The sequence below is a fragment of the uncultured Piscinibacter sp. genome (assembly GCF_937952055.1).
Classification (GTDB): domain Bacteria; phylum Pseudomonadota; class Gammaproteobacteria; order Burkholderiales; family Burkholderiaceae_C; genus Piscinibacter.
In genome coordinates, this window is record NZ_CALFYO010000020.1 from 1 (window position 1) to 23585 (window position 23585).

Sequence of the window (23585 nt, forward strand, 5' to 3'; positions counted from 1 at the left end):
GAGCGGCGCCCTTACAAGGCGTAGGTCGGGGGTTCGAACCCCTCAGCACCCACCAATGAAAAAGGGCCTCGCCAATGTGCGGGGCCTTTTCGCGTAAGTGCAGGGTAAGTGCAGCGGAGAGCTAGCCCCTCCCGCCATGCACTCAGACCGGCCAGCGCGTAAGTGCCCCCCTGCAGGTCCGTCCACTCGGTTCCACAGGTTCCGCTGGTTCCGGCCCTCCCGGAGAGACTGTGCACGTTGGCGGCGCACTGACAGTGATCAGCAATCCAGCCTCAGAGCCTCACCAGAATTGCGCTAGGTACGTTCGCGGCGCGCAGACACGGCGCAGGGCCTGACGCCCTCACTCGGGGATACGCGAGAGGGCTAGGCCGTGGCACGATCCCCGCACGAGACCTAGGTAGGGAGCTGGTCATGGCGATGATCAAGTGCAAGGAGTGCGGCAATTCCGTCAGCACCAAGGCGGCTACGTGCCCAAAGTGCGGCGCCCCTTTGCCGAAGCAGACGAGCATGGCAACTTGGATCATAGGCGGCGTCTTTGCGCTCAGCCTCTTCAGCTGTATATCGCGTCAGAACGAGGCGGAGACGAAGAGGGCCGCGACACCTCCTCCGCCCCCACCAAGTCCTGCGCAACTTGCCGAGAAGGCTCGCCAGGATCGCGAGGTGAACATCGTGCTGGCCGGAGCACGGCGTCTGAAGAGCGCGATGAAGAAGCCGGAGACGTTCGAACTGACACGCGCGATCATGATCGACGGCAAGGTCATCTGCTACGAATACGTGGCGCGCAACTCGTTCAACGACCGAGCCCCGGGGCACTACGTCGTCTCGGATACCGTCAGCTCCGACAAGGCGAGCGACTGGAACAAGCTCTGCGCGGGCAAGTCGGGCGACGACTACACGCACGTTAGGGTGATGCTCTAGTGGGGCGCCTGCACTTCGGTGGTCGAACAGGAACTGACCGCGCCCGATCTCCAGAGGTGACTATGCGTCGAGGGCGTCAGTTCTTCGTCACCTGCTTGACTCTGGCCAGCGTTGCAGGACTGCCAGTTTCGGCCAAGCCCTCCCCGTCACCACTCTCGTGTGCGTCGGCGGCTGGTGTTAAGACACTCGCTGAGGTTGAGTTCATTCCGAGTCAAGACGTCTACTCAGTCAACGTCACCTTCATCGGAAAGCGCCCGCCCAGCAAGGAAATTGATCGAGTGCTGCGTGACTGTGTTCTGGCCGCGTCGAAGCGCGATGGAAGCAAGGACATGCTTGGCTCGCCTTGGTTCCGAAAGCGCGCCTCGGACAATCCGAATGAGGATGAACTCCTACACCCGTATGGCGGGCTCAACTACCTCTCTTACGAGGCGTCCTCTCGGAGCATCGGCATTCGGGAGCTGAAGCTGAAGAAGAAGTAGGTGAGGCTGAGCACTCAGAGTTAGGCAGCCACACCTAGCTCCCAAGCAAGTTTCTGGTCATAGTGCGGATGTGGATTGATTCAGCGGGAGTGTCCTTCTGCTGTGCAGGGGGAGAGCCCCTTGCCTCCGGAGCGAGACTCCGGTGTGACTCGCGGCGTGGCTCGGTTCAGGCTACTTCGGAAGGCGCTCAGTCCATCCTTTCCGGGCGGCCCTCTTACACATCAAACGTGGAGGGTTCCATGAACCAATTCGATCCAAACCCACTTCATATTGTCCTCGGCAGGAGGAGCGTTCTGCTGCTTGGCGGAGTTGGCCCCTGCGCCGACGCCATGATCAACGCACTCGCCGAGAGGTTCCCGGGCAGGGCAATCCTGGTGTCAGTCGATGACCTCGCCGACGATGACGTTCTTCTCCTGCCGACGGGCACGTCCCCTGACGAGCTGGCGGACTTCGAAAGGCAGCTTCGTGCATAGCGGAGCATCTGTGCCGCAGCTCACGCGAGCAGCGGCCGAACTAGCACGACCTGCCGCATGCGCAGACAGGCATAGCGGGTCGCGTCTGCCGCATGGTCGGGGCCTGAGCTGTCCACGTCCTCCGCGCGCTTCTGGTCACGTGCAAGGTAGGGGACCGTCGCGCCCACCAGTAGCTGCAAGCTCGGCTGACGTACAGACCCGGACGGTCAGGCTTGCCGGCATCCGCGAGCAGCCGGCGCATCACGTTCCAGCCCGAGATCCGGTCCGCCTTCCTCGCGGGCTAGAACACGACGCCACCCAGATGATGAGATGACCAAGCCAGCGCGCTCCGCAGTGCAACTCCGTGCCATGGTGCAAGTTCGGTTGAACGCTCAGCCCGAGGTGCAGCAGCGCGTCGCCACAGATCCGCGACTAGGGCCAGTCGTCGGCCCTGTCGCGGCGCACGAACGCGACGCCCGCGGCAGGAACTGGGACATCACAGAACTTGAACGCGGCGAGGGGCTAGAGCGCACCTTCCGCGCGATCGTTGACGGATTGCGAGAGGCGCTCGACGTGGTCTAGATCAGCCCGCGCCAGCCAGTCCAGTTTGGCGGCGGCGGCATCCACTCACCGAAGTCGGTGCTCTCGATGTAGCCGAGCACTCGCGAGCGGATAGCGAGTTCCAACGGCACGCAGTCGGGCCCGAGGGGAACTGATCCATCGAAGGTTCCGCCTCGTTCCAGACCCCCGAACAGGCCCTTGCTTGGCTCGCTGATGACGCAAGCGAAGAAAGCCTCGGTGTCGCTCACTGGGCCGTAGGTCACCCAGTAGCGGAAGCGCCGGCCGGAGCAGGGTTGGACGTGATCACCGCTGAGGATTGCCACGCGCAGATGCTAGCGCTCGCCGCAATGTGCGCACGCAGTTCCCGGAGCGAGGTTTCGGCAGGCAGCTTCGCCAGCCGGTTCTCGACCAGCAGCAAAGCGTCTTCAGGGCTCAATGGAACCAAGCCGCGGTACAGCCCGTGGCGTCGCAGATCGCGGCCCCGTAGACAAACGTGATCGCGGATACGCACGACGATGTGCTCCTGAAGAACGCTAGGACGGCACGGGGCTTCGATCACTGGGCGGGCCTGCACATGGCACCAGACTGCTTCTCGCGGCGCAGGCATTCGGCGTTTGAAGCGCGCACCGATTCCCGAACAGCTTCCATGTCGGTGACGTTGGCCAGCGAAGCTCGCCCGGACTCAAGCAGCAGCGCCGCCTCGCTGGGGGACACGTCGACCGTACGGCCTGCGGATACGTGGTCGCCGCGCAGCATCAGCGGGCGATTGACCATCATGCGGATGCTCATGTCAGGTCACCGTGCCAGCAACAGAGAACGCGGACGGCTGCGGGAAGGCCAGGTCACAGGCCAGGATGACCCGTGCCGCCACCGCACCGGACTTGAACCCGGTGTACGGGTCGATTTCCACGCGGAGGGCAGGCGGGCCCCACACGCCGAGCACGGCCTGCGACCAGTCGCCCACCGTCAGCGCACCGGTCGGCGCGTTGCTGGTGGCGCTGGCAGGTGCGCCGAGGATGCCGTCGTCGTCCCACAAGAATCTGCCGCCGCCGGTCGCACGTTCGCGTGCGCCGAGCAGTTCCTGCACGGCCGGCGTGCCGATCCAGCGCAGGCGATTCTGTCGACCGCCAGCCGCGAGAACTTGGCGCCGCATCGCGAGCACGCCGGCATGCGCGAGCGACGTGCCGCTTGTCGTGTTGATCCCCGGAGTCATATGCAAGCCGGTTGGCTGACCCGCGGTACCAGAGCCGCTGAAGACGGCTGCGTCGAGCAGCTGGCCGACCGCGCCGAGCAGTTGCTGCCGCAGCATCGCCTCCAGCGAGGCCGCCTGCAGGGTCATGTTCCGGGAGATGTTGACCCAGCCGGCGACGAACTTCGGCGTCATGGCGACCTGACCGAGCACCGGCTGCGCAGTCGGCAGGTTCGTGGACTCAGTCGCGATCCATCCACCACCGGCCGCGGTCGTGATGCGCGTCAGAGTGACGTTTCCCTGCAGGCCAGGGATCACCGTCATGCCGGCCTCGACAGCCACGGAGTAGGGGCGCAGTACGTCGAAGGGTTCGGCGTTAGCGATGCTGGAGCCGACGAGGAATCCGCCACCCGCTGCGGAAGCCGCGGTCAGGTCACGGATAGCGTGCAACGGGATCAGCACGCGGTGCGGGTCGAAGTGTTCGCCAGCCAGCGTGGCGGTGCTGCTGCAGATTTCCCGTTCGCGGCCGTCGACCAGGCCGCGGGGGGTCTTCATCTGCTCCACCAGTCGGGAGAACGAGAACGGCGGCGCATCGGCTTCTTCCGTGCCGGCGAGTTCTTCGTAGTGGCGCCACAGCACGCGGGCGACTGCCAGGCGTGCGTCTTCGGGAATGGTGCGGCGGGCTGCGGTCGGTACGTAGGTTTCCATGCGATCTGTACTCGTTGTGGGACTGGCTTGATGATCGGCGCCGGCTTCACGCACCGCCACCAGCGGCGCGGGTTTCGAGGGCGTCGAAAGTCGCGAGCACCTTTAGTTGATACACCGCACCGGCGCGGCCGTCCGTGCCGATCCGCACCAGGCGGATGCCGCCGATGACGCAGCCTTCGCAGCGCTCCAGCAGGTTGCCGAACTGCCGCAGCCCGCCGCGCTCGGACGTGTACTCACCGACCAGCGCGACGAGGTCGTCAGCGACGTGGCCTCGACCGACCATCGCAGCCGCCGAGAGGTCGGCCGCAGTCCATGCAGCCTCGCCGAGAAGTTGATGCACCAGCGGCAACAGCTTCGCCAAGACGCGCCTGTCATCTACAGCAAGCAGGCGGCGCATCATGTGGCGCACGTCGTCTTCGAGCAGTTGCAGGGACAGGGCAAAGTCCATCACGCTTCCCAACTAATGATTGCGTTGATGGTCTCGCTGTACTCTGCATCGTCACCGGCCGCGACGGCGTACCAGAAGCGGCCAATGATTTCCATCTGCGCCGCCGTGTGCTTCGCGGTGCTCTCCGGGTCCGACAGGTCGATGCAGTCACCGACCAGTGCATCGAAGACCTTCATATCCATGAGCACGCTGGGCCGCAGTTCTCCGGGAACAGCACGCATCGCGGCGCGTAGGTCGGGCTCGATCAGTTCGAACTGCCCGTTGCGCAGGAGGGACTCGGCCATCTTCGCTAGGCGCTGCACCTTCTCGACCCTCGGGTCGGTCGACTTGAGCAGCGCCGCACGGGCCGCCCGGCGGTCGTGAAGCTTCATCAAGCCGGAAGGCAGCCGGGTGTAGTCGAGATTCGCCTCGCGCCAGGTCTTGGCGAGATCCGCGTCATGCGTCGGCATGCCCCGTAGTTCCAGCTTCCGAACCATCGCAGGACTGATGCCGAGGGCTTTAGCGAGTTCTTTCTTCAGCATGACGCTTCACCAGTTGGTTTACCGGACCAAAAGTCTTTTCCAGAAGGTGGCGCGGCCTCGCGGTCGGTTCGAACCCGTGTTTTCTCTTCGTTCCAAGTACCTTTTGTGTTTTCCTGACTGCATAGCTCTCATGGCGCAAAGCCCCCGCAGCGATGTAGAACACCAAGCGGCAGCGGCGATCCATCGGGGCAGGTGCGGGCGCGTCCGTATCGGCATTCAGCGCATGCATGGCGGTCGTCTTGCTCGCGGTCCCTCAGCACAAGGCGTTCGGCCAGGCGTTCGGCATCAAGCTCTGCCCATCCCCAGCGGAGCAGGCGGTCGCATCGGCTGATGAACGCCTCGATCTCGGCATCAGACCACCCACCTGCGTGGCAGGCATCGGCCTGTTGCTTGGTCATCACGAGGATGCGTTTTGCAGGAACGGCCGCACCCCCTACCGACGAAACCGACGAAACCCGAACGAGTTTTCTGGCAATGCGCGCCGGGGCTGCCGACGAAACCGACGAAAGGGGGGTTTCGTCAGTTTTGGCGGTGGGGTTGGCGGGCTTCTGTGAAAACTCATGTTTCGCACGAGTCATCCAGTCAATCACGATGCGGCCCTCCGGATGCGCGGGTTGATGTAGTAGCGCGTCGTGGGTCGGCCTGGTTGATCCTCAATGTCTGCGGACTGAATCCAGCCGCGCTCTTCGAGGGTTGCCAGTGCTGTTTCTGCCTGAAGCGTGGTTCCGATCCCGGTCCATCCCTTGCGGACCACATCGCGTGCCGTGAAGCCGTCCTGCAGCTTGCCTTCGGCGAGCCGGCGCCCGACCATCGCAGCGGCACTCACCCTGGCGGCTTCAATCAGCCCATAGATGCGGCGGGCGTGCCCTTCGAGGTACTGGCACCATGCCGCCGCCCGGATAGCGCTGTCGGCCTGCACAGGGCCGATGCGGCCTTCAGCCAGGTGAAGGATCAGCGCCAGCGCGCAGAAAAGCTTCTCGTACTTGCCGAAGTGCTGCTGCATCAGCGGATTGGTTTCGGTGGCAATCCGCTGCCGATGCAGTTCGCCAGACCACTCGATGAAGACCTCCTGCGCCGCGTCGTCGAAGTAGAAGTGCGGGAGCTTCACGAAGTCATCTGCAGGCGCCGCGCCGTCCTGCACGGGGTCGAACGCGGCCATTCGATCGAAAATATCGCGCACGGCCTCACGGGCGCCTTTAACGGGGTAGCGGTCGCGCCACTCCCACTTCACAGCATCGGGGTACACAAGGACTTGGAACCGCTGGATTCGTCCGTCGTTGTCGAGCGACGACGCGATGCCAGATAAGTACTTCGACAACAGGTCCGGTTGAATGCCTCCGAACACTGACAGGCACAAACTCTTGACGTGCAGGCTGCCGCGTCCAATCCGGTCGATGTTGAAACTGCCTGTGCCGTTCCAGCCTTCGAGGTAGAAGGCCCTGTCGCCCTCGCGGCCCTCGCGCTCCCAACTCGACAGAAGGCCGACAAGCTCATCCCGGAACACGAACATGCCGGCCGGGTTATGGGTCAGCAAGTCGCCCAGCTTCTCGACGGTGGCGTCGTTGCTCTTGAACCGCCGTTCGTGCGGCTCTTCGGGCGCATGCAGGTCTTGCAGGTCTGCCACCGCGGCGTCCATCTTCAGGCTGTCGCCTTTACCAGAAGCGGCCTTCTTCATCGATGCCTTCAATGCGGCCCGCCGCGCTTCAAACGCGGCCACCTCGGCTTCGTGAACGCGCACGGCTTCAGCGTGCTTTTCGGACTCCGCAGCTTCGAGCCGGTCCAGGAACCGCATCACAGTGTTGATCGCCGGAGTCTTCTTGGCGGACGGGTCGCCGACGACGCCGCCGAACAAGTTTGGCGTGACGATCCAGTCGTCGCGGCGCTTAGGCTTGATGGCGCACTTGGCCCCGATTACTGAGCCGAGCGCCACCACGATGGCGGCGGCGATGTAGTCCGGGCTGCAGGGCATCCGGTCGGCTTCGTCGAGCACGAACTCAGCGAGCGTTTGCGGCAGCAGCGCGGCAGCATCAAAGTTTGGCGCCGCGAGCAGTTCGGCTTTGATTTCCTCGGGCTGAGGCCAGGCTGAATCTTCATTCTTGATCTCCTCGTCAATCTTCGCGGCAGAGGCCTCGATGCGGCGAAAGTTCGGGACGGCGCTCATGCAAACTCCCCTGCGAGCTTTTGGATTCGGCCGGCGCCGATCAAGAACCTCTGCCAGTCGGCATCGGTCGGGATGACGCCTCGGCGGATGTCGGAAATGACGACGATGGCGACGTTCAACTCGAACGCGACAACCTGCATGGCGTCGCGTGCCGACAGCGTGCGTGGTCGGTCTGTGTTCGGTTTGCCGTCGTCGGACCAGGCGCCCAGCGCTCGCGCTGCCTCGACAAAATCAAGCCCGTGACGCTCCATGTGAAAGGCCAAGACGTCGCCGCCTTTGGCACCGCAGCCCATGCAGACCCAGCCACCGGAAACCGTGTTGACGCGAAGGCTCGGCGTGTTCTCGCCGTGGAATGGACACATCACGGTGCGCCATCTACCAGAGCCGATAGGGTGCAGGCCCTCGGCCTCAAGGTAGGCCATCGGATCGGGCAGGCGTTCGCGGACGAAGCTCATTGCGCGCACCCAGATTGCTCGGCGAAGTCGGCCAATGCGTCGACGCTGTACAGCGCTTTTGCGAGCCCCCAGCGCGCGACGATGAAGACCGCGCGGCCGTGTTCGTCGCTGATGGCCAGCTCGAACCCGCGCATCTGCAGGGCGGCGCGGATGCGAGCCATGCGCTGGTCGCTTGCGGCCACGGCGTCCTCAGAGGGCAGGGCGGCGGTATTCATGCTGCCTCGGCCAGCTTGCGCTGCACGAATCGCTGCAGCTCGGTGTCCGGGATCAGTCGGCGCTTGCCGAGCTTGAAGCTTCTCAGTTCACCGCTGGCAATCGCCTCGTACACCTTGCGGGTGGAGACTCCGAGCCGCACACCGGCCCGCTCGGGTGAGTGGTTCAGCGGCTCAATGGCCGGCCTTGCTTGCTCATTCACTGCGCGCTCCTGCTGTTAGGCACGGCGTGAATGATTTCGGCACAGGCTCCCGGCCAGTACCGGCAAACGCTCGATCTACCGGGATTCGCCTCGCTCGATCCAGCGCGCGGCCTTCTCGTGGAACCAGGCGGAAGCCGCCGACCTGAGCGTCCCGCCGGCCTGCAGGTGCTGCTTCACGTACACCAGCGGGGCCGCGTCCTGCGCACTGATGTAGTCGCGGATGATCTCTTGCACCGCGGAGTGCCCACGCTCCACCAGCTCTCCGACTTCGCTGTAGAACGCGGAGTTCAAAGCCTTGTCGGGGTTCTCGGCGAGCACGCCTAGCGCGGCCCGATAGGTGTCCAGACCCATTGCCTTAGCTTCCCGGGCTTTCACGGTCCCGCGGATTGGGCCGAATGCGTCTTCCCAGGTCTTGTGCACGCCAGCATGCGCGCCCCAGAAGCGCTCAACGTAGGGCAGAGCGATCCAGGCGGGCAACGTGACTCCGCTTGCAGCACACAGAGCAACCGCTTCGAGCAACGGGCCACCTGCGCCACCTTCAATGGCCGCGCGAAGCGTCAGACACTGTCCTGCGGCCAGGACTTGGCTATCCGGGCTGCGAGCAATGCTGCCTAGCCAACGCGCTTGCGCCGCTTGCTGTTCGGAATACAGCTCTCGCCACATCTGCCGATAGACGGCTTCGTTCGGATTAGCGCGCAAGCGTTCGAACATGTAGACGATCGGCCATGGATCGAAAGGCGCAGACCCGAAGTTGTCGAAGCCCTCGAAGTGGTCGCTCCATGTATCCACGATCACGCCCCCAACATCTCGACTGCATCGGCCAGTGCGCCGGGCGCCAGCTTCGCGTAACGCATGGTCATGCGCGGGTTCTTGTGCCCGAGCAGCTTTTGCACGGTGAACAGCGGCACGCCCTTCATGACAAGCTGGCTGGCGAAGTCGTGCCGCAGGTCGTGCCAGCGCAGATCCGGCACCTTCGCAGCCTTGGTGACTTCGGCCCATGCCTTCTTCACGTTATTGAACCGGCCGCCGCTCACCGGGGATTTGAAGACCAGGCCCGCTGCGGCCTCGGGCTTGATCGTGTTCAGCACGGCCAGCGCCTCGACGTTCAGCGGCACCGTGCGCGTGTTGTTGCCCTTGCTGTGGCTGGCGAGCACCGTGATGGTCTTCAACTGCAGGTCCACCTGTTCCCAGGTCAGCGAGAACAGTTCGCCCTGTCGCAGCCCCGTGTTCAGCGTGAGCAGGACCATCGGCGTGATGTGGTCGCTGTACGTGCCCAGCTCGGGCAACAGCTCATAGCCGCGTTGGGCGCGCCAGGCGTTTGCGCTGGCGCGTTCTTTCCGGGCTGCATCGTCGCGGTCCTTCAAGGCCTTGCGCAGCCGCTGCGCCTCGTCGGGCTGCAGGTAGCGCACCGTTTCGTCGTCGGCCACTTTCAACGCCTTGAACGATTCCAGCGGGTGTGTAGCGCCCTCGGTGTTTGAAACCCAATGGCTGAACACGCCCGACAGCGCGCTGACGTCACGGTTGACGGTGGCCTGCGCGGCACCCGCGAGGATTCGCTTGTTCCGCAGTCGGTCGATTTCGCTGGCGGAAATGTCTGTCATCCGCTTGTTCAGCAGTGACTTCCATACCGCCTTTACCCGCGCGATGGAGCGAGCCCCGTTCTTGAGCTTGGCCAGCGCGTGGTCCGCGTAGTAGTCGACGATGTATTCGGCCAGCGTCGCGGCGCCGTGGGACTTCTTATCGTGCGCCTCAGGGTTCAGCAGGATCGCCTTTGCGCGCGCCCGGGCCTGTTCGAGCGTGTAGGTGGTGGCGTTGCCGATCTTTACGCGCCTGCCCCGGGCGATCTGCACGTAGTAGGTCCGCAATCCGCTCGGCTGCACGCGGAGCAGCAGGCCCAGCGGCTGGGTGGCGCGTACTTCATAGGGCTTGTCGGGTTTGTCCTTACCCTTTGCCGCACTTGCGATGCTGGATCGGGGGTGCGGCGGCGGAGTCGTCAGATGAGTGGCAACCGTCAATGCGTGTCTCGGCATGGTTTGCTCCTGCGACTCATAAGTGCGCCGTAAGTGCAAATTCTAGCCCAAGATGGCAGAAACTAGCAGGCAACCGCACATAACGGGTCGTTGGTTCACCTATAAAATCGCCTTCGCACGAGGTACGCGCGTAAGTGCTGGATTCGCCCTTACAAGGCGTAGGTCGGGGGTTCGAACCCCTCAGCACCCACCACTGCCCCCTGCGGGCCAGGCCGATCGGCCCCGAAGGCCTGCGATAGAATCAGTCAGCACACCAGAGACCCGAAGGCGAACCCAGGTTCGCCTTTGTTGCATCTGGACTTCCTGCAGTCGATAGAGGCACTCGATGTTCGAATTTGTCCGCAAGCACACCCGGATCCTGCAGTTCGTCCTGGTGCTGTTGATCTTCCCGTCCTTCGTGTTCTTCGGCATCCAGGGCTACAGCCGCTTCACGGGCGGCGAAAACGAGCCGGTCGCCAAGGTCGACGGGAACAACATCACCCAGGCCGAGTGGAGTGCCGCGCAGCGCGATCAGATCGAGCGAGTGCGCCGCCAGATGCCTGGTGTCGACCCCAAACTCTTCGATACCCCGGAGATGAAGCAGCAGGTGCTCGACGGGCTGATCCGCGAACGCGTGTTGCTCACCGCCGCCGGCAAGCTGCATCTGGTGACCACGAACGAACGCCTGCAACGCGAATTGCTGGCCATTCCGCAGCTGTCAACCTTGCGCAAGCCCGATGGCAGCATCGACCTCGACGCCTACAAGGCCCTCCTCGGCGCGCAGGGCATGACGCCCGAGATGTTCGAGGCGCGCATGCGCCAGGACACCACGATGCGCCAGGTGCTGCAGGGTGTCGGCGGCACGGCCTTCGGCCCCGCCGGCAGCAGCAACGCGGCATTCGACGCCCTGCTGCAGCAACGCGAGATCCAGGTGCAGCGCTTCGACGCGAAGGACTACCTGGCAAAGGTCAACCCGACCGACGCCGAGCTCGAGGCCTACTACAAGGCTCCGGAGAACGCGTCGCAGTTCGAGGCGCCAGAGCAGGCGTCGATCGAATATGTGGTGCTCGACCTCGATGCGATCAAGAAGGACATCACTGTCCCCGAGGACGAGCTTCGAAAGTACTACGCCGAGAACGAAAAGCGCTTCGCCGTGCCGGAAGAGCGCCGTGCCAGCCACATCCTCGTGAAGGCCGAGAAGAGCGCACCGGCGGCCGATCGCGAGAAGGCCCGGGCCAAGGCGGAGCAGCTGCTTGCCGAGGTGAAGAAGTCGCCTGGCAGCTTCGCTGACATCGCGCGCAAGAACAGCGACGACCCTGGCTCGGCCGCACGCGGCGGGGACCTCGACTTTTTCGGTCGCGGCGCCATGGTCAAGCCCTTCGAGGACGCGGCGTTCGGCCTCAAGCAGGGCGAAATCAGCGGCATCGTGGAGAGTGACTTCGGCTACCACATCATCCAGGTCACTGGTGCGCGCGGTGGCGAGAAGAAGACCTTCGAGCAGGTGCGTGCCGAAATCGAGGAGGAAGCGAAGAAGCAGCAGGCACAGACGCGCTTCGCGGCGGCCGCCGTCGACTTCAGCAACATGGTGTACGAGCAGGCCGACAGCCTCAAGCCCGCTGCGGAGAAGTTCAAGCTCGAGGTCCGTACGGCGAAGGATGTCGGGCGCTCCCCGTCACCGGGAGCCGCCGGGGCGCTCGCCAATGCGAAATTCCTCGAGGCGCTGTTCGGCGCCGACTCGGTGAAGAACAAGCGCAACATCGAGGCGGTCGAGGTCGGTCCGAACCAGCTCGCGTCGGCACGCCTGCTGCAGTACAGCCCGGCACGGCAGCGGCCCTTCGAGGAGGTCAAGGCATTGGTGCGCGAGAAGGTCGCTGCCCGCCAGGCTGCCGCGCTGGCGCGCAAGGAGGGCGAGGCACGTCTGGCCGAGTTGCAGAAGGCACCGGAGTCGGCCGTGCCCGGCAGCGCGGCGACCGTGTCGCGCAGCACGCCGCGAGACGTTCCGCGCGACATCGTCGACGCGGCGCTGCGCGCGCCGGCCGACAAGCTACCGGCCTTTGTCGGCGTCAACCAGGGCAACCAGGGCTACGCCGTCGTGAAGATTGCCAAGGTGATGGGCCGCGACCCGGCCGGCGGGGACGCGCAGCGCCTGCAGGCCCAGTATGGCCAAGCATGGGGCGACGCCGAGGCGCAGGCCTACTACGCCGCACTCAAGAGCCGCTATCGCGCCGAGGCCCTGCCGGCCGCGGCGCGTGCGGCGAGCGCCGCAGCCGGCAGCTGAGCCAGCACGATCCCTCGGCTATAATGCTTGGCTCTGCGGTGGCTGTAGCTCAGTTGGTAGAGTCCAGGATTGTGATTCCTGTCGTCGTGGGTTCGAGTCCCATCAGCCACCCCACCGAATGACCACGAAGCCGGGCCCAGCGCCCGGCTTTTTCGTCGCCTCGCGAGGTTCAGTTGCGCGCCGAGAACTCGCGGATCGTCACCCGGCAGCCGATGCCTCGCGGGCTGAGTTCGCGCCACTCCACCTCGCCGCCGAGCTGCTTGACACGCTTGCGCACGCCACCGAGCCCGAGTCCGTGCGACCAGGCGCGCGGGTTGCGACCCTCGCCGTTGTCGAGTACCTGCAGGTCGAGCCGGTCCTTGCGCAGCACCAGGGAGACCTCGACCCGGGTCGCGCGCGCATGGGCGATGGCATTGCTGACCAGTTCGCGCAGCACGCGCGTCAAGGCCGACCACTGCACCACGGTCAGCAACACGTCCTCGTCCGACTCGAAGCTCCAGTCGAGCTGCACGTGGGCGGCCGTGAGGCGCTGCGTCAGGTCGGCCTTCCACTCGGCAGCGGCATGCGAGAGCCGATGGTTGGGCGCCGCCAGCCCGCGCGTCAGCGTCTTCAGGTCCTGCAGCGTGTGCCGCACGTACTCTTCCATCTCCGGTGACTGGGCCTTGTACATCAGCGTCAGCAGACGCGCGCCGATGTCATCGTGCAGATCCTGCGCGAGGCGTGTGCGCTCCTCGCTGCGCCCCTGCTCGACGGCCTTGTCGAAGGCCACGGCGCGCCGCAACTGCTCGACGACGCGGGCGGTGAGCCGAGCGTCCTCGAAGGTGAAGAGCCGACGGCCGCGGTTGGCAAAGCGGATCACGATCGACCCCCTCGCGGGTGCGGCACCGGCGTCCAGCGAGGGCACCGGAATCATCAGCGTCGATCCGTCGCCCGACACCCGCGTCGCACTCACCGAGCGTTCGACCAGCAGCACCTCCATCGGCTCGAACAGGTCGCGCAGCAGCTCTGACAACAGCGCAGCAGTGCGCTCCGGATGCACTTCCACCTCGCGCGCGATGCGGTAGAGCTGCTCGAACATGCGCTCGGTGGTGAGCATGTTGTTGCCCAACAGCTGATTCAGGATCCACTGCCGTGCGCCTGAATAGACGGCAAGCGATACGAACAGTGCGAGCGTCAGGGAAGCGAACTGGCCGAGCGAGAACACCGCGACGAAGAGCAGGTCGAGGGAGGTGGCCACCGTGCTCACCGCTGCGAGCATCGAGAACTCGCGCAGGATCTGCTGCGAGCGCGACAGGAAGGGCACCAGCAACAGCAGCGACGCGAAGAACACGTACCAGATCATCGAGCCGATCGAAGCGATCTGCTGGTGCACCCCCGGCTGGTCCACCACGGCGGCGAGCGACAGCGTCAACAGCAGCCAAGTGCCCAGCGTGACGAGGCCGAAGCGGCGCAGCACCGTGGCGAACGGATGCGGCTGGATCTGGTAGGACCAGGTCAAGAGCCCCACCATGGCCAGCCCGTAGATCATCACCGCGACCTGCACCCACCACCAGCCGAAGGGCAGCGCGTCGAACGAGACCAGTGTCGTCAGCAGCAGCGCGCCCAGCCAGGCTCCCGATGCGATGTATGACGCGCGAGGAAGCCGACGCGGGTGCAGCGCTGCGGCATGCACGATCGCCGCGGCGGTGCACAGGTCGAAGCCGATGCGCATCGGCAGGTCGAGGTTGGCGATACGGGCGGGCAGGGCGAGGTCGAGCGTCGCCTCGATGGCGATGAAGATCAGATTGCCCGACTGGCACAAGGCCATCAGCGCATAGAGCAGGTTGCGGCCATTGGGCTTGGCGAGCAGCACGACCATGCCCACGAGATAGAGCAGCAGGGCCAGCGCGCACAGCACCCAGTACATCACCGGCAGGCCGGCGAAACCGCGCGGCTTGGTCTGGACGAGGGTGCTTCGACCGCCGGCGAAGACGAGTTGCACGGCCTGCTGCGACAGCAGGCCGTCGAGATCCTCGTGCAGCAGGTGATGGCGGGCGCGTGCCTCGTCGTCGATCACCCACCGCGCCGAGCGCTGCAAGGTCAAAGCGTCCTTCAGCTCCACCGTGAGGCCGTCGGCCTGCACCGCCAGCAGCACTTGACCGACCATCGGAGCAAGCGCGATGTCGGAAGCCTGGGCCAGCTCGACCTGGTTCTGCGCCGTCGCACGCCAGCTGGCATCGATGCGCGGCAGGGCGGACATTTCGCGTGCCAGCAGGAACAGCCCAAGGCAGCCGACCAGCGCCGCGACGACGAGCAGGCGCAGCCGCCAGCCCATCCAGCGCGACATCGAGTCGCCGGCGAGTGCCAGCCTTTCGCCGAAGCTCGATTCGATGACGGAGTCACCTGGCGTGAGCGTGGACAACGGCCCCTGCGCGGCACCCGTCGGGCGCGTGTTCCTCGCCGGCGAAGCGTGTTGCGCCACGGCGATGCGCCGGCGTCAGACCAGCCCTTGCTTGCTTGCCAGCACCGCCGCCTCGGCGCGGCTGGAGACGTTGAGCTTCTTGTAGATGGACTTGATGTGGTCGTTGACGGTGAACCACTTGATGCCCATCAGGTTCGCGATCTCCTTGATCGTGAATCCCTTGCTGAGGTAGGTCAGCACCTCGCTTTCGCGCGGGGTGAGGCGCTCGTGGTCCAACGGTGCGCCGCGTCCCATCGGCATCGGCCGGCTGCTCTGGAAGCCGGAGTTCAGCGGCACCGGGCTGCTGTCCACCGCCGGACCTTGCCGGAAATGGGTGAGCAGCCGGCGCGCGATCGCCGGCGACAGCGGCGGCTGGCCGCGCACGATCTTCTGCAATTCCTCGACGAGCACCTCGAAGCGATCTTCCTTCAGCAGGTAGCCATCGGCGCCGCACTGCAGTGCGGGAAAGAGATGGTCGTCGTCGGAGTAGAGCGTCGTGACGATCTTGGTGGCCGGATACTTCACCAGCTCGGCCAGCAGTTCCATGCCATTGCCGTCGGGCAGTTCCAGGTCGACAAGGATCAGCTTGAACGGATCGGCCGGCTCGCGGCCGGCACTCAGCGGGCCGATGTGCCGACGCGCGCTTTCCAGATCACCGGCCTCGGTGATCGCGATGGCGTCGCTGAAGCTCTCCCGCACGACGCGGCACAAGAAGCTGCGCGCCACCGGGTTGTCTTCGAGAATGAGGACTTTGACCGACATGCTCCACCCAGCACGGCTTTCTGCGGCCGTTGTTGTTTGCGTCGGATGTTAGCGCACTCTGTTCGGTGCGCAGCCGATGCGTGACGAAGTTCCCGCCTCCGGATGCGGACGCGCTCAGTCGTTCACCAGCACGAGCTTGCCGCGCACCTTTCTCGTGCCCATGAGACGGTAGGCCTCGGGCAGTTCGGCCATCGGCAAGCGCCGGTCGATCACCGGCTTCACCTTGCCCTGCGCATACCACTGCGCCAGTTCGGTGAGCGCCTGCGCATTGGCCCGCGGCTCGCGTCGAGCGAACTCGCCCCAGAACACGCCGACGATGGACGCGCCCTTGAGCAAGGCGAGGTTCAAGGGCAAGCTGGGGATCGTGCCCTGCGCGAAGCCCACCACGAGGTAGCGGCCGCGCCAGGCCATGGAGCGGAATACCGGCTCGGCGAGATCGCCGCCGACCGGATCGTAGACCACGTCCGGGCCCTTGCCGCCGGTCAGTCGCTTGAGTTCCTCGCGGATGTTGGCGCTGGCGTAGTTGACGGTGTCGTCCGCCCCGATCTCCCGGCAGAGCTCACACTTCTCGTCGCTGGACGCGGCTGCGATCACCCGCGCGCCCACCGCCTTGCCGATCTGGATGGCTGCGGTGCCCACCCCGCCGGCGGCGCCGAGCACCAGCAGCGTCTCGCCGGATTTCAGTGCGGCGCGGTCGATCAATGCATGGTGGGTCGTGCCATAGGTCAGCACGAAGGCTGCGGCATCGTCGAAGGCGAACCCCGGGGGCAGGGGCATGACCACCGAGGCGCTGACGCATGCATGCGTGGCGAAGCCACCGGTGCCCGAGAAAGCCGCCACCGGATCGCCGACCTTCAGGTGTTGCACGCCGTCGCCCACCGCTTCGACGATGCCGGAGAACTCCGAACCGGGCACGAACGGCGGAGTCGGCTTCATCTGGTACTTGTTCTGCACGATCAGCAGGTCGGGGAAGTTCAAGCTCGCCGCCTTGATGGCGACGAGCACCTCTCCGGCGCCGGGCTGCGGCGTGGGCAGTTCCTTCCAGGCCACGGCATCGACGCCGGTCGGGTTCTCGCACAGCCAGGCATGCATTTCGGTCTCCGTGGAAAGGGTTGGCGGCGCATGATAAGCATCAACGGCGGACTGTCCCGTCGCGCAGGCGACGCCTCCCTACAATCGGTGCATGCGCATCCTCATCGCCAACGACGACGGCTACCTGGCTCCTGGCATCGCCGCGCTGATCCAGGCCTGTGCCGGGCTCGGCGAGCTCGACGTGGTAGCCCCGGAGCAGAACGCGAGCGGCACCTCGAACTCCCTGACCCTGACGCGCCCGCTGTCCGTCTACGCGGCTCGCCATGCGCATGGCGAGGCGGTGAACTCCTTCCGCTACATCAACGGCACGCCATCGGACTGCGTTCACGTGGCGCTCACCGGTCTGCTGCCGCAGCGCCCGGACCTCGTCGTCTCGGGCATCAACAACGGTGCCAATATGGGCGACGACACGCTCTACTCCGGCACGGTGGCCGCGGCGATGGAGGGCTTCCTGTTCGGCATCCCGGCGATCGCCTTCTCGCAGGTCGAGAAGGGCTGGGCGAACCTCGATGCGGCCGCCCGCGTCGCGCGCAGCGTGATCGAGCAGGCGCTGCGCCAGCCGCCCGCCGGCGGAGCCTGGCTGCTCAACGTGAACATCCCCAACAGCGCCGATGCCGATCGCCTGCCGCGCCAGGTCACGCGCCTCGGGCGGCGACACGCGAGCGAGCCGGTGATCCGGCAGACGAGCCCGCGCGGCGAAACGATCTACTGGATCGGTCCGGCCGGCGATGCACGCGAAGGCGGCGAGGGCACCGACTTCCACGCCGTCGCCAACGGGGCGGTCTCGGTCACGCCCCTGCAGGTCGACCTTACCGACCATGCCGCGCTGCCGGCCTGGCGTGCCTGGATGGGCGGGGCGGCTTCATGAGCGACGCGGGCTCGAAGGGCTCGCGATTCCCTTTGCGGCTCGACCAGGTCGGTCGCGCCGTCGCTTCGCCGAAGACGCCGCTGCTGCGGCCACAGGCGCCGCTGCAGCAAGCCCATCTCGACGCATCGCGGCGCAGCGCGCCGTCGGGAATCGGACTGGACTCGGCCGATGTGCGCCGGCGCATGGTGCAGCGCCTGCATGCGCAGGGGCTGCGACACGAAGCCGTGATCGCGGCGCTGGATGCCGTGCCGCGCCATCTGTTCGTCGACGCTGCGCTGGCGACGCAGGCCTACGAGGACACGAGCTTGCCGATCGGCCACGGTCAGACGATCTCCAAGCCGTCGGTGGTCGGGCGCATGCTCGAGTTGCTGATGCTGGGCGCCAGCGCGCGCGCCCACGGCTCGCTGGCAAGGACGCTCGAGATCGGCACCGGCTGCGGCTATCAGGCCGCACTCCTGGCCCGGCTGTCCCAGCAGGTGCTGTCGATCGAGCGCCTGCGCCCGCTGCACGAGAAAGCCCGCGAGCATCTGGCGCCGTTGCGCATGACGAACTTGCGTCTGGTGTATGGTGACGGCATGCGGGGACACCCGCCGAACGCGCCCTACGACAGCATCATCGCCGCGGCGGGCGGCGAGGCGCTGCCGCCGGCCTGGCTGGAGCAGCTGGCGGTGGGCGGGCGCCTCGTGGCGCCGCTGCAGGAACCACGAACACACAGTCAGGTCCTTGTCGTGGTGGATCGCCACGAAGGCGGCTACGAGCACAGCGTCCACGAAGCGGTGAAGTTCGTGCCTCTAAAATCAGGTCTCGGTGGATGACGAATGAATGAACGGAAGGTGAGTCCCTCGTCGGCGCGCGGCGCAGGCATGGCCACGGTGCTGTGCGCCGCGCTGCTGCTGGCCGGTTGCGCCGGATCGAAGTATCCGGCGCCGGTGGAGGATCGTCTGATCGCCCGCAGCACGCCCACGATCGTGGCGCCAGGACCGGGCGCGGTGCCCGCACAACCTGCCGCCGACGCCACCAAGCCACTGCCCGGCGCCGAGAACGCGGGCAAGCCCGGCTACTACACCGTGAAGCCCGGCGACACGATGATCCGCGTCGGGCTGGAGAGCGGCCAGAACTGGAAGGATCTGGTCAAGTGGAACAACCTCGAGAACGCCAACGTGATCGAGGTCGGCCAGGTGCTGCGCGTCATCCCGCCGGGTTCGGACGCCGGCGTGTCGACGCGGCCCGTGACCACGGCCAAGATCGAGGCGCGGCCGCTCGACGCCAAGCCGTCGGCGGCCGGCGGCACGCCGGTGGCCGCGACCGCGCCGTCCGCATCGCCGGCGGTCGTTGCAGCCACCGCGGCGGCAGCCGCCGCCACGCGCGATGGTGACGACGACATCAACTGGATGTGGCCGGCGACCGGGCCCATCAACGGTGGCTTCGAGGAGGGCAAGAGCAAGGGCCTGGGCATCGCCGGAAAGCTCGGTGATCCAGTGCTCGCCGCTGCCGATGGCAAGGTGGTCTACGCCGGATCGGGGCTGCGTGGCTACGGCAACCTGGTGATCCTCAAGCACAATGCCACCTACCTCACCGCCTACGCCCACAACCAGACCTTGCTGGTCAAGGAAGATCAGGCAGTCAAGCGCGGCCAGAAGATCGCGGAAATGGGCAACACCGATTCCGACCGGGTCTTGCTGCACTTCGAGATCCGCAAGCAAGGCAAGCCGGTCGATCCGGCAAAGCTGCTACCGCCGCGCTGACGGCGCACGCTCGAGGCCCGGACCATGCCCAGAAAGCGCACATCGCTCGACGGGACATCGGTCAGCCCTCCGCCGCCGATCAACGGCCGTCCGCTGCCCGAGGCCGATGGCCCCGCGGCGGAGATCGACGGGCCCGACGGGCCCGACGTGGGTGACGGCGTTCCAGACATCGAACCCCGTGCGGTCGAACTGGCCGCCGGCGACGGCGAGGTCGGCAACACGCTGCAGACATATCTGCGCGAGATCCGCCGCGCGCCGCTGCTGACACCGCAGCAGGAGTACGACACCGCCGTGCGGGCACGCGCGGGCGAGTTCGCGGCCCGGCAGGCGATGATCGAGCACAACCTGCGCCTGGTCGTGAGCATCGCGAAGAACTACCTCGGGCGCGGGCTGCCCATGCCCGACTTGATCGAGGAAGGCAACCTGGGGCTGATGCACGCGATCGGCAAGTTCGAGCCCGAGCGTGGTTTCCGCTTCTCGACCTACGCCTCGTGGTGGATCCGCCAGAGCATCGAGCGCGCGATCATGCACCAGGCCCGCCTGGTGCGGCTGCCGGTGCATGTGGTGCGGGAGCTCAACCAGGTGCTGAAGGCGCGCCGCAGCCTCGAATCGCAATTGCCGGGCGACTTCGACGGCGAGCGTCAGGTGCGCGTGGAGGACGTGGCGGCTGCGGTCGGTCGGCCGGTGCAGGAGGTGGCCGACCTGCTGCGCTTTGCCGAGCAGCCTACCTCGCTCGACGCGCCGCTCGAGCGCCACCCGGCCGAAGGCGGTTCCGAATCGCTGCTCGACAGCGTGGCCGACGACGGCGCCTCCGATCCGATGAGCCTGACGCTGTCCAACGAGGTCGAGCGCCTGCTCGCGCACGGCCTCGACGAGTTGAACGACCGAGAACGCGAAGTCCTCGCCGGTCGCTACGGCCTGCGCGACCGCGAGCCGGAGACCCTGGAGGTGCTGGCCGAGCGGCTCGGGCTGACGCGCGAGCGCATCCGGCAGATCCAGCAGGAGGCGCTGGTCAAGCTCAAGCGCCGCATGCTGCGCAACGGCATCGACCGCGACTCGGTCTTCTAGAGCGAGGCTTCGAGCATCTGCCGGTAGTCCTCGCGCGTGGCGATGCGCGGGTTGGTCTTGTGGCAATGGTCGGCCATCGCGCCGTCGATGACGCGCTCGAAGAGATCGGCACCCACGCCCATCGCGCGCAGGCCGCTGGGCAGGCCGAGCCGAGCATTCATGTCGCGGATCGCCTCGGCGATCTCGCTGCCGGCGGCGTCGCTGGCACCGATGCCCATCGCATGGGCCAGCCGCGCCAGGCGGCGCTCACGCACCATCGACTCCGCCGGCGCATTGAAGCGCACCACGGCCGGCAGAAACACCGCATTGAGCGTGCCGTGATGCAGCTTCGGATTCACGCCGCCCAGGCTGTGGCTGAGGCTGTGCACGCAACCGAGTCCCTTCTGGAAGGCCATCGCACCCTGCATGCTGGCGCTCATCATCTGCCAACGCGCCTCGCGATCGGCGCCGTCGCGGGTGGCACGCTCGATGTGAGCCCAGCCGCGCTCGAGCCCATCGAGGCCGATGCCGTCGGCCGGCGGGTTGACGGCCGGCGCCATGAAGGTTTCGAGGCAGTGCGCGATGGCGTCCATGCCGGTGGCGGCAGTCAGCAGCGGCGGCAGGCCCAGCGTGAGCTCGGGGTCGCAGATCGCCGCCTTGGGCACCAGGTGCCAGCTGTGGAAGCCGAGCTTGCGGCCGTCGTCGACGATGACGATGGCGCCGCGCGCCACCTCGCTGCCGGTGCCGGCGGTCGTGGGCACGGCGATCAGCGGTGCGACTCGCTCGCTGATCCTCGGGCTGCCGCCTTCGATCGTGGCGTAGGTCTTCAGCGGGCCCTCGTGCGTCGCGGCGATCGCCACGCCCTTGGCGAGGTCGATGCTCGAACCACCGCCGACGGCGACCAGGCCGTCGCAGCCCTGCGCCTGGAACGTCGCCACCGCCGCGCGAACGGCGGCTTCGGTCGGATTGGAGGGCGTCTGGTCGAACACCGCGTGGGGCAGGGTGCCGAGCGACGCGAGCGCCTTGTCGAGCACGCCGGCGGCGCGCACGCCGGCGTCGGTGACGACCAGCGGCCTGCGCATGCCAACACGTTCGCACTCCTGCGGCAGCAGCGACACGGCACCGAAGTCGAGCTGGATCTGGGTGATGTAGTTGATGAAGGCCATGCAGCCGAGTGTAGGGGGCGGCTCGCGTCCTGCAAGCGGGACCACCCGATGTGGCAGACTGCCGCGCGGCCATGAGCACCCATCTGCTGACCCCGCGCATGGCCGGCCTGCTGGAGCGGATCCGCCGCGCCAACCGTCCGGCCTTCCACACCATGACACCCGCCGAGGCGCGCGTCGCCTATGTGGCAGCCGCCGAAGTGCTGGACCTGCCGCGTGCGAAGCTGGCGCGCGTCGAGAACCTGCAGTTGCCGGGCGCCGGCGCTGCGATGCTCGACGCTCGCCGCTATCGCGCGGGCGAGCGCACGCGAGGAACGCTGCTCTATCTGCACGGTGGCGGCTTCACCATCGGCGGGCTGGAGACGCACGACAGCCTGTGCCGGCAGCTCGCCCTGCACAGCGATGCCGAGGTGCTCGCCCTCGACTACCGGCTCGCCCCCGAGCATCGTTTTCCGACCGCCGTCGAGGACGCCTGGACGGCGTTGCGCTGGCTCTGGACTGAGGGCCGCACGTTCGGCTTCGACGCCGCGCGCCTGGCCGTCGGCGGCGACAGCGCCGGCGGCACGCTCGCGGCGGTCGCCGCCATCCTGGCGCGTGATCACGGTCTACCGCTGCGCGCGCAACTGCTTGTCTCGCCGGGCACGACGGCGCATGCGGACACCGCCTCGCACCGCCTGTTCGCCAACGGCTTCCTGCTCGACGCGACCACCATCGAGTGGTTCTTCGAGCAGTACATCGAACGCTCCCAGCGCAGTGACTGGCGCTTCGCGCCCTTGAACGCCCACGACCTGGAAGGCGTTGCACCGGCCTGCGTCGTGCTGGCCGAATGCGATCCGCTGTGCGACGAGGGCATCGCCTATGCGGACCGCCTGCGTGCAGCCGGGGTCGCGGTCACGCTGGATCTGGTGCGCGGCGTGACGCATGATTTCATCAAGATGGGCCGCGTCCTAGACGAAGCTCGCCACGCGCAGGCCACGCTCGGCGCTGCGCTGAGAAAGGCTTTCGAACCATGAAGCGAAACGAGTTCCGGTTCTTCGACCGCCTGCGCGTGCGCTGGGCGGAGATCGACGCGCAGAAGATCGTCTTCAACGCGCACTACCTCATGTACTTCGACACTGCGGTCGCCGGCTACTGGCGCGCGCTGGCGTTGCCTTACGCGCAGTCGATGGAGTCGCTCGGCGGAGACCTCTATGTGCGCAAGGCCACCGTCGAGTACCACGGCTCGGCGCGGTACGACGACCGGCTCGACATCGGCATGCGCTGCGGTCGCATCGGCAATTCGTCGATCCAGTTCCTCGGCGCCGTGTTCCGCGGCGACGAATTGCTCGTCGAGGGCGAGCTGATCTACGTGTTCGCCGACCCGCACAGCCAGAGCTCGCGAGCGGTGCCCGCGCCCTTGCGCGAGGTGCTGCAGGGCTTCGAGGCCGGGAAAGCCATGGTCGAGGTGCGGCTAGGCGGCTGGGACAGCCTGGGCGTCGACGCCAGCGCCATTCGTACAGCGGTCTTCGTGGACGAACAGCGCATCCCGGCCGAGATGGAGTGGGACACCGCCGACGCCGAGTGCGTGCATGCGGTGGCCTACAACCGCTTCGGACTGCCGCTGGCCACCGGCCGCCTGCTGCAGCACGTGCCCGGCGTGGCCAAGATCGGGCGCATGGCGGTCAGCCAGGCGGTGCGCGGCAGCGGCGTGGGGCGCGAGGTGCTCGAGGCCCTGATGAAGGTGGCTCGCATGCGCGGCGACCACGAAGTGCTGCTGCACGCGCAGACCAGCGCTGCCGCGTTCTATGCACGCGCCGGGTTCGTCCCGCGCGGGGCGCAATTCGAGGAAGCCGGCATCCCGCACGTCGAGATGGTGCGGGCACTGTAGCGCCGGG

At 66.5% G+C, this 23585-nt stretch carries 25 protein-coding genes, 1 tRNA gene and 1 pseudogene; 11 read left to right on the top strand and 16 right to left on the bottom strand.

All coding sequences use genetic code 11. The features are described from left to right. Positions 1 to 417: 417 nt before the first annotated feature. The 3 genes and pseudogenes from Q0599_RS26165 to Q0599_RS10840 form a co-directional block, all read left to right on the top strand. Positions 418 to 486: pseudogene (locus tag Q0599_RS26165) on the top strand (zinc-ribbon domain-containing protein); the annotation flags it as partial. Between the two features lie 174 nt (positions 487 to 660). Then, positions 661 to 918 (top strand): hypothetical protein, encoded by a 258-nt coding sequence (locus tag Q0599_RS10835; RefSeq protein WP_298829360.1) that lies wholly within the window; start codon positions 661 to 663, stop codon positions 916 to 918. A 718-nt stretch (positions 919 to 1636) separates the two neighbouring features. Next, positions 1637 to 1870: a hypothetical protein gene (locus Q0599_RS10840; RefSeq protein WP_298829362.1), complete on the top strand. Its 234-nt coding sequence runs from the start codon at positions 1637 to 1639 to the stop codon at positions 1868 to 1870. Between the two features lie 557 nt (positions 1871 to 2427). Here the strand turns inward: Q0599_RS10840 and Q0599_RS10845 are convergent. The 12 genes from Q0599_RS10845 to Q0599_RS10900 all read right to left on the bottom strand — a co-directional run bounded on the left by Q0599_RS10845 (position 2428) and on the right by Q0599_RS10900 (position 10337). Further along, entirely contained in the window at positions 2428 to 2733 is a 306-nt protein-coding gene (locus tag Q0599_RS10845; RefSeq protein ID WP_298829364.1) for a hypothetical protein, read from the bottom strand. Positions 2734 to 2965: 232 nt separating this feature from the next. After that, a complete protein-coding gene (locus tag Q0599_RS10850) occupies positions 2966 to 3199 on the bottom strand; it encodes a hypothetical protein (RefSeq protein WP_298829365.1) in 234 nt (77 codons plus the stop codon). A gap of 1 nt (position 3200) precedes the next feature. Continuing rightward, positions 3201 to 4307 (bottom strand): phage major capsid protein, encoded by a 1107-nt coding sequence (locus tag Q0599_RS10855; protein WP_298829367.1) that lies wholly within the window; start codon positions 4305 to 4307, stop codon positions 3201 to 3203. Positions 4308 to 4353: 46 nt separating this feature from the next. Then, positions 4354 to 4755, bottom strand: a complete 402-nt coding sequence (locus tag Q0599_RS10860) for a hypothetical protein (RefSeq protein ID WP_298829370.1) — start codon at positions 4753 to 4755, stop codon at positions 4354 to 4356. Next, entirely contained in the window at positions 4755 to 5276 is a 522-nt protein-coding gene (locus tag Q0599_RS10865) for a hypothetical protein (protein WP_298829372.1), read from the bottom strand. The genes Q0599_RS10860 and Q0599_RS10865 overlap by 1 nt, the downstream gene beginning before the upstream one ends. A gap of 128 nt (positions 5277 to 5404) precedes the next feature. Further along, positions 5405 to 5866 (bottom strand): hypothetical protein, encoded by a 462-nt coding sequence (locus Q0599_RS10870; RefSeq protein WP_298829374.1) that lies wholly within the window; start codon positions 5864 to 5866, stop codon positions 5405 to 5407. Then, positions 5863 to 7437: a YfjI family protein gene (locus tag Q0599_RS10875; protein WP_298829376.1), complete on the bottom strand. Its 1575-nt coding sequence runs from the start codon at positions 7435 to 7437 to the stop codon at positions 5863 to 5865. Before Q0599_RS10875 ends, Q0599_RS10870 begins: the two co-directional genes overlap by 4 nt. Beyond that, positions 7434 to 7892 carry a CHC2 zinc finger domain-containing protein gene (locus Q0599_RS10880; RefSeq protein WP_298829378.1) on the bottom strand — a complete coding sequence of 153 codons (459 nt, stop codon included), beginning with the start codon at positions 7890 to 7892 and terminating at the stop codon, positions 7434 to 7436. Before Q0599_RS10880 ends, Q0599_RS10875 begins: the two co-directional genes overlap by 4 nt. Then, on the bottom strand, positions 7889 to 8107 hold the full coding sequence (locus Q0599_RS10885; protein ID WP_298829380.1) for a hypothetical protein: 219 nt from the start codon (positions 8105 to 8107) through the stop codon (positions 7889 to 7891). Before Q0599_RS10885 ends, Q0599_RS10880 begins: the two co-directional genes overlap by 4 nt. Next, the gene (locus Q0599_RS10890; protein WP_298829382.1) at positions 8104 to 8307 is read right to left on the bottom strand and encodes an excisionase family DNA-binding protein; all 204 of its coding nucleotides are present in this window, start codon (positions 8305 to 8307) and stop codon (positions 8104 to 8106) included. Before Q0599_RS10890 ends, Q0599_RS10885 begins: the two co-directional genes overlap by 4 nt. A 75-nt stretch (positions 8308 to 8382) precedes the next feature. Further along, complete coding sequence (locus Q0599_RS10895) at positions 8383 to 9102, bottom strand: hypothetical protein (protein ID WP_298829384.1); 720 nt, start codon at positions 9100 to 9102, stop codon at positions 8383 to 8385. Continuing rightward, positions 9099 to 10337: a site-specific integrase gene (locus tag Q0599_RS10900; protein ID WP_298829385.1), complete on the bottom strand. Its 1239-nt coding sequence runs from the start codon at positions 10335 to 10337 to the stop codon at positions 9099 to 9101. The genes Q0599_RS10895 and Q0599_RS10900 overlap by 4 nt, the downstream gene beginning before the upstream one ends. A 325-nt stretch (positions 10338 to 10662) precedes the next feature. On the opposite strand from Q0599_RS10900, the gene Q0599_RS10905 reads away from it, so the two are divergent. Continuing rightward, positions 10663 to 12594: a SurA N-terminal domain-containing protein gene (locus tag Q0599_RS10905; protein WP_298829386.1), complete on the top strand. Its 1932-nt coding sequence runs from the start codon at positions 10663 to 10665 to the stop codon at positions 12592 to 12594. A gap of 38 nt (positions 12595 to 12632) precedes the next feature. Then, positions 12633 to 12708 (top strand) — tRNA-His (locus tag Q0599_RS10910). Positions 12709 to 12763: 55 nt separating this feature from the next. Here the strand turns inward: Q0599_RS10910 and Q0599_RS10915 are convergent. The 3 genes from Q0599_RS10915 to Q0599_RS10925 all read right to left on the bottom strand — a co-directional run bounded on the left by Q0599_RS10915 (position 12764) and on the right by Q0599_RS10925 (position 16888). Further along, positions 12764 to 15055, bottom strand: coding sequence for an ATP-binding protein (locus Q0599_RS10915; protein ID WP_298829388.1), 2292 nt, complete (start codon positions 15053 to 15055; stop codon positions 12764 to 12766). 15 nt (positions 15056 to 15070) lie between these two features. Beyond that, positions 15071 to 15796: a response regulator transcription factor gene (locus Q0599_RS10920; RefSeq protein WP_298829390.1), complete on the bottom strand. Its 726-nt coding sequence runs from the start codon at positions 15794 to 15796 to the stop codon at positions 15071 to 15073. Positions 15797 to 15910: 114 nt separating this feature from the next. Then, positions 15911 to 16888, bottom strand: coding sequence for an NADPH:quinone oxidoreductase family protein (locus Q0599_RS10925; RefSeq protein ID WP_298829393.1), 978 nt, complete (start codon positions 16886 to 16888; stop codon positions 15911 to 15913). Positions 16889 to 16979: 91 nt separating this feature from the next. Between Q0599_RS10925 and surE the strand changes: the two genes are divergently transcribed. Genes surE through rpoS form a run of 4 tightly spaced genes read left to right on the top strand, consistent with a single transcriptional unit; the run spans position 16980 to position 20569 of the window. Beyond that, entirely contained in the window at positions 16980 to 17756 is a 777-nt protein-coding gene (gene surE / locus Q0599_RS10930; RefSeq protein ID WP_298829394.1) for a 5'/3'-nucleotidase SurE, read from the top strand. After that, positions 17753 to 18571, top strand: a complete 819-nt coding sequence (locus Q0599_RS10935; RefSeq protein WP_298829395.1) for a protein-L-isoaspartate(D-aspartate) O-methyltransferase — start codon at positions 17753 to 17755, stop codon at positions 18569 to 18571. Before surE ends, Q0599_RS10935 begins: the two co-directional genes overlap by 4 nt. 3 nt (positions 18572 to 18574) lie before the next feature. Then, positions 18575 to 19501: a peptidoglycan DD-metalloendopeptidase family protein gene (locus Q0599_RS10940; protein WP_298829396.1), complete on the top strand. Its 927-nt coding sequence runs from the start codon at positions 18575 to 18577 to the stop codon at positions 19499 to 19501. Positions 19502 to 19525: 24 nt separating this feature from the next. Then, entirely contained in the window at positions 19526 to 20569 is a 1044-nt protein-coding gene (gene rpoS / locus Q0599_RS10945) for an RNA polymerase sigma factor RpoS (protein ID WP_298829397.1), read from the top strand. On the opposite strand, the gene Q0599_RS10950 is transcribed toward rpoS, so the two are convergent. Next, positions 20566 to 21714, bottom strand: coding sequence for an iron-containing alcohol dehydrogenase (locus Q0599_RS10950; RefSeq protein WP_298829398.1), 1149 nt, complete (start codon positions 21712 to 21714; stop codon positions 20566 to 20568). The two genes, rpoS and Q0599_RS10950, sit on opposite strands and share 4 nt — an antisense overlap. A 98-nt stretch (positions 21715 to 21812) precedes the next feature. Here Q0599_RS10950 and Q0599_RS10955 point away from each other — a divergent pair, with 98 nt between their 5' ends. Both Q0599_RS10955 and Q0599_RS10960 read left to right on the top strand, forming a co-directional pair. Next, positions 21813 to 22724, top strand: a complete 912-nt coding sequence (locus tag Q0599_RS10955) for an alpha/beta hydrolase (protein WP_298829399.1) — start codon at positions 21813 to 21815, stop codon at positions 22722 to 22724. Then, a complete protein-coding gene (locus Q0599_RS10960; RefSeq protein ID WP_298829400.1) occupies positions 22721 to 23578 on the top strand; it encodes a YbgC/FadM family acyl-CoA thioesterase in 858 nt (285 codons plus the stop codon). The genes Q0599_RS10955 and Q0599_RS10960 overlap by 4 nt, the downstream gene beginning before the upstream one ends. The last annotated feature ends 7 nt before the right edge of the window (positions 23579 to 23585 follow it).

Coding starts and splice junctions, on each gene's coding strand:
- Q0599_RS10840 (WP_298829362.1), top strand. CDS start 1,637: ATGAACCAATTCGATCCAAACCCACTTCATATTGTCCTCGGCAGGAGG.
- Q0599_RS10905 (WP_298829386.1), top strand. CDS start 10,663: ATGTTCGAATTTGTCCGCAAGCACACCCGGATCCTGCAGTTCGTCCTG.
- Q0599_RS10935 (WP_298829395.1), top strand. CDS start 17,753: ATGAGCGACGCGGGCTCGAAGGGCTCGCGATTCCCTTTGCGGCTCGAC.
- Q0599_RS10920 (WP_298829390.1), bottom strand. CDS start 15,796: ATGTCGGTCAAAGTCCTCATTCTCGAAGACAACCCGGTGGCGCGCAGC.
- Q0599_RS10865 (WP_298829372.1), bottom strand. CDS start 5,276: ATGCTGAAGAAAGAACTCGCTAAAGCCCTCGGCATCAGTCCTGCGATG.
- Q0599_RS10950 (WP_298829398.1), bottom strand. CDS start 21,714: ATGGCCTTCATCAACTACATCACCCAGATCCAGCTCGACTTCGGTGCC.
- Q0599_RS10925 (WP_298829393.1), bottom strand. CDS start 16,888: ATGCATGCCTGGCTGTGCGAGAACCCGACCGGCGTCGATGCCGTGGCC.
- Q0599_RS10875 (WP_298829376.1), bottom strand. CDS start 7,437: ATGAGCGCCGTCCCGAACTTTCGCCGCATCGAGGCCTCTGCCGCGAAG.
- Q0599_RS10860 (WP_298829370.1), bottom strand. CDS start 4,755: ATGGACTTTGCCCTGTCCCTGCAACTGCTCGAAGACGACGTGCGCCAC.
- Q0599_RS10940 (WP_298829396.1), top strand. CDS start 18,575: ATGAATGAACGGAAGGTGAGTCCCTCGTCGGCGCGCGGCGCAGGCATG.
- rpoS (WP_298829397.1), top strand. CDS start 19,526: ATGCCCAGAAAGCGCACATCGCTCGACGGGACATCGGTCAGCCCTCCG.
- Q0599_RS10885 (WP_298829380.1), bottom strand. CDS start 8,107: ATGAATACCGCCGCCCTGCCCTCTGAGGACGCCGTGGCCGCAAGCGAC.
- surE (WP_298829394.1), top strand. CDS start 16,980: ATGCGCATCCTCATCGCCAACGACGACGGCTACCTGGCTCCTGGCATC.
- Q0599_RS10900 (WP_298829385.1), bottom strand. CDS start 10,337: ATGCCGAGACACGCATTGACGGTTGCCACTCATCTGACGACTCCGCCG.
- Q0599_RS10955 (WP_298829399.1), top strand. CDS start 21,813: ATGGCCGGCCTGCTGGAGCGGATCCGCCGCGCCAACCGTCCGGCCTTC.
- Q0599_RS10960 (WP_298829400.1), top strand. CDS start 22,721: ATGAAGCGAAACGAGTTCCGGTTCTTCGACCGCCTGCGCGTGCGCTGG.
- Q0599_RS10855 (WP_298829367.1), bottom strand. CDS start 4,307: ATGGAAACCTACGTACCGACCGCAGCCCGCCGCACCATTCCCGAAGAC.
- Q0599_RS10850 (WP_298829365.1), bottom strand. CDS start 3,199: ATGAGCATCCGCATGATGGTCAATCGCCCGCTGATGCTGCGCGGCGAC.
- Q0599_RS10880 (WP_298829378.1), bottom strand. CDS start 7,892: ATGAGCTTCGTCCGCGAACGCCTGCCCGATCCGATGGCCTACCTTGAG.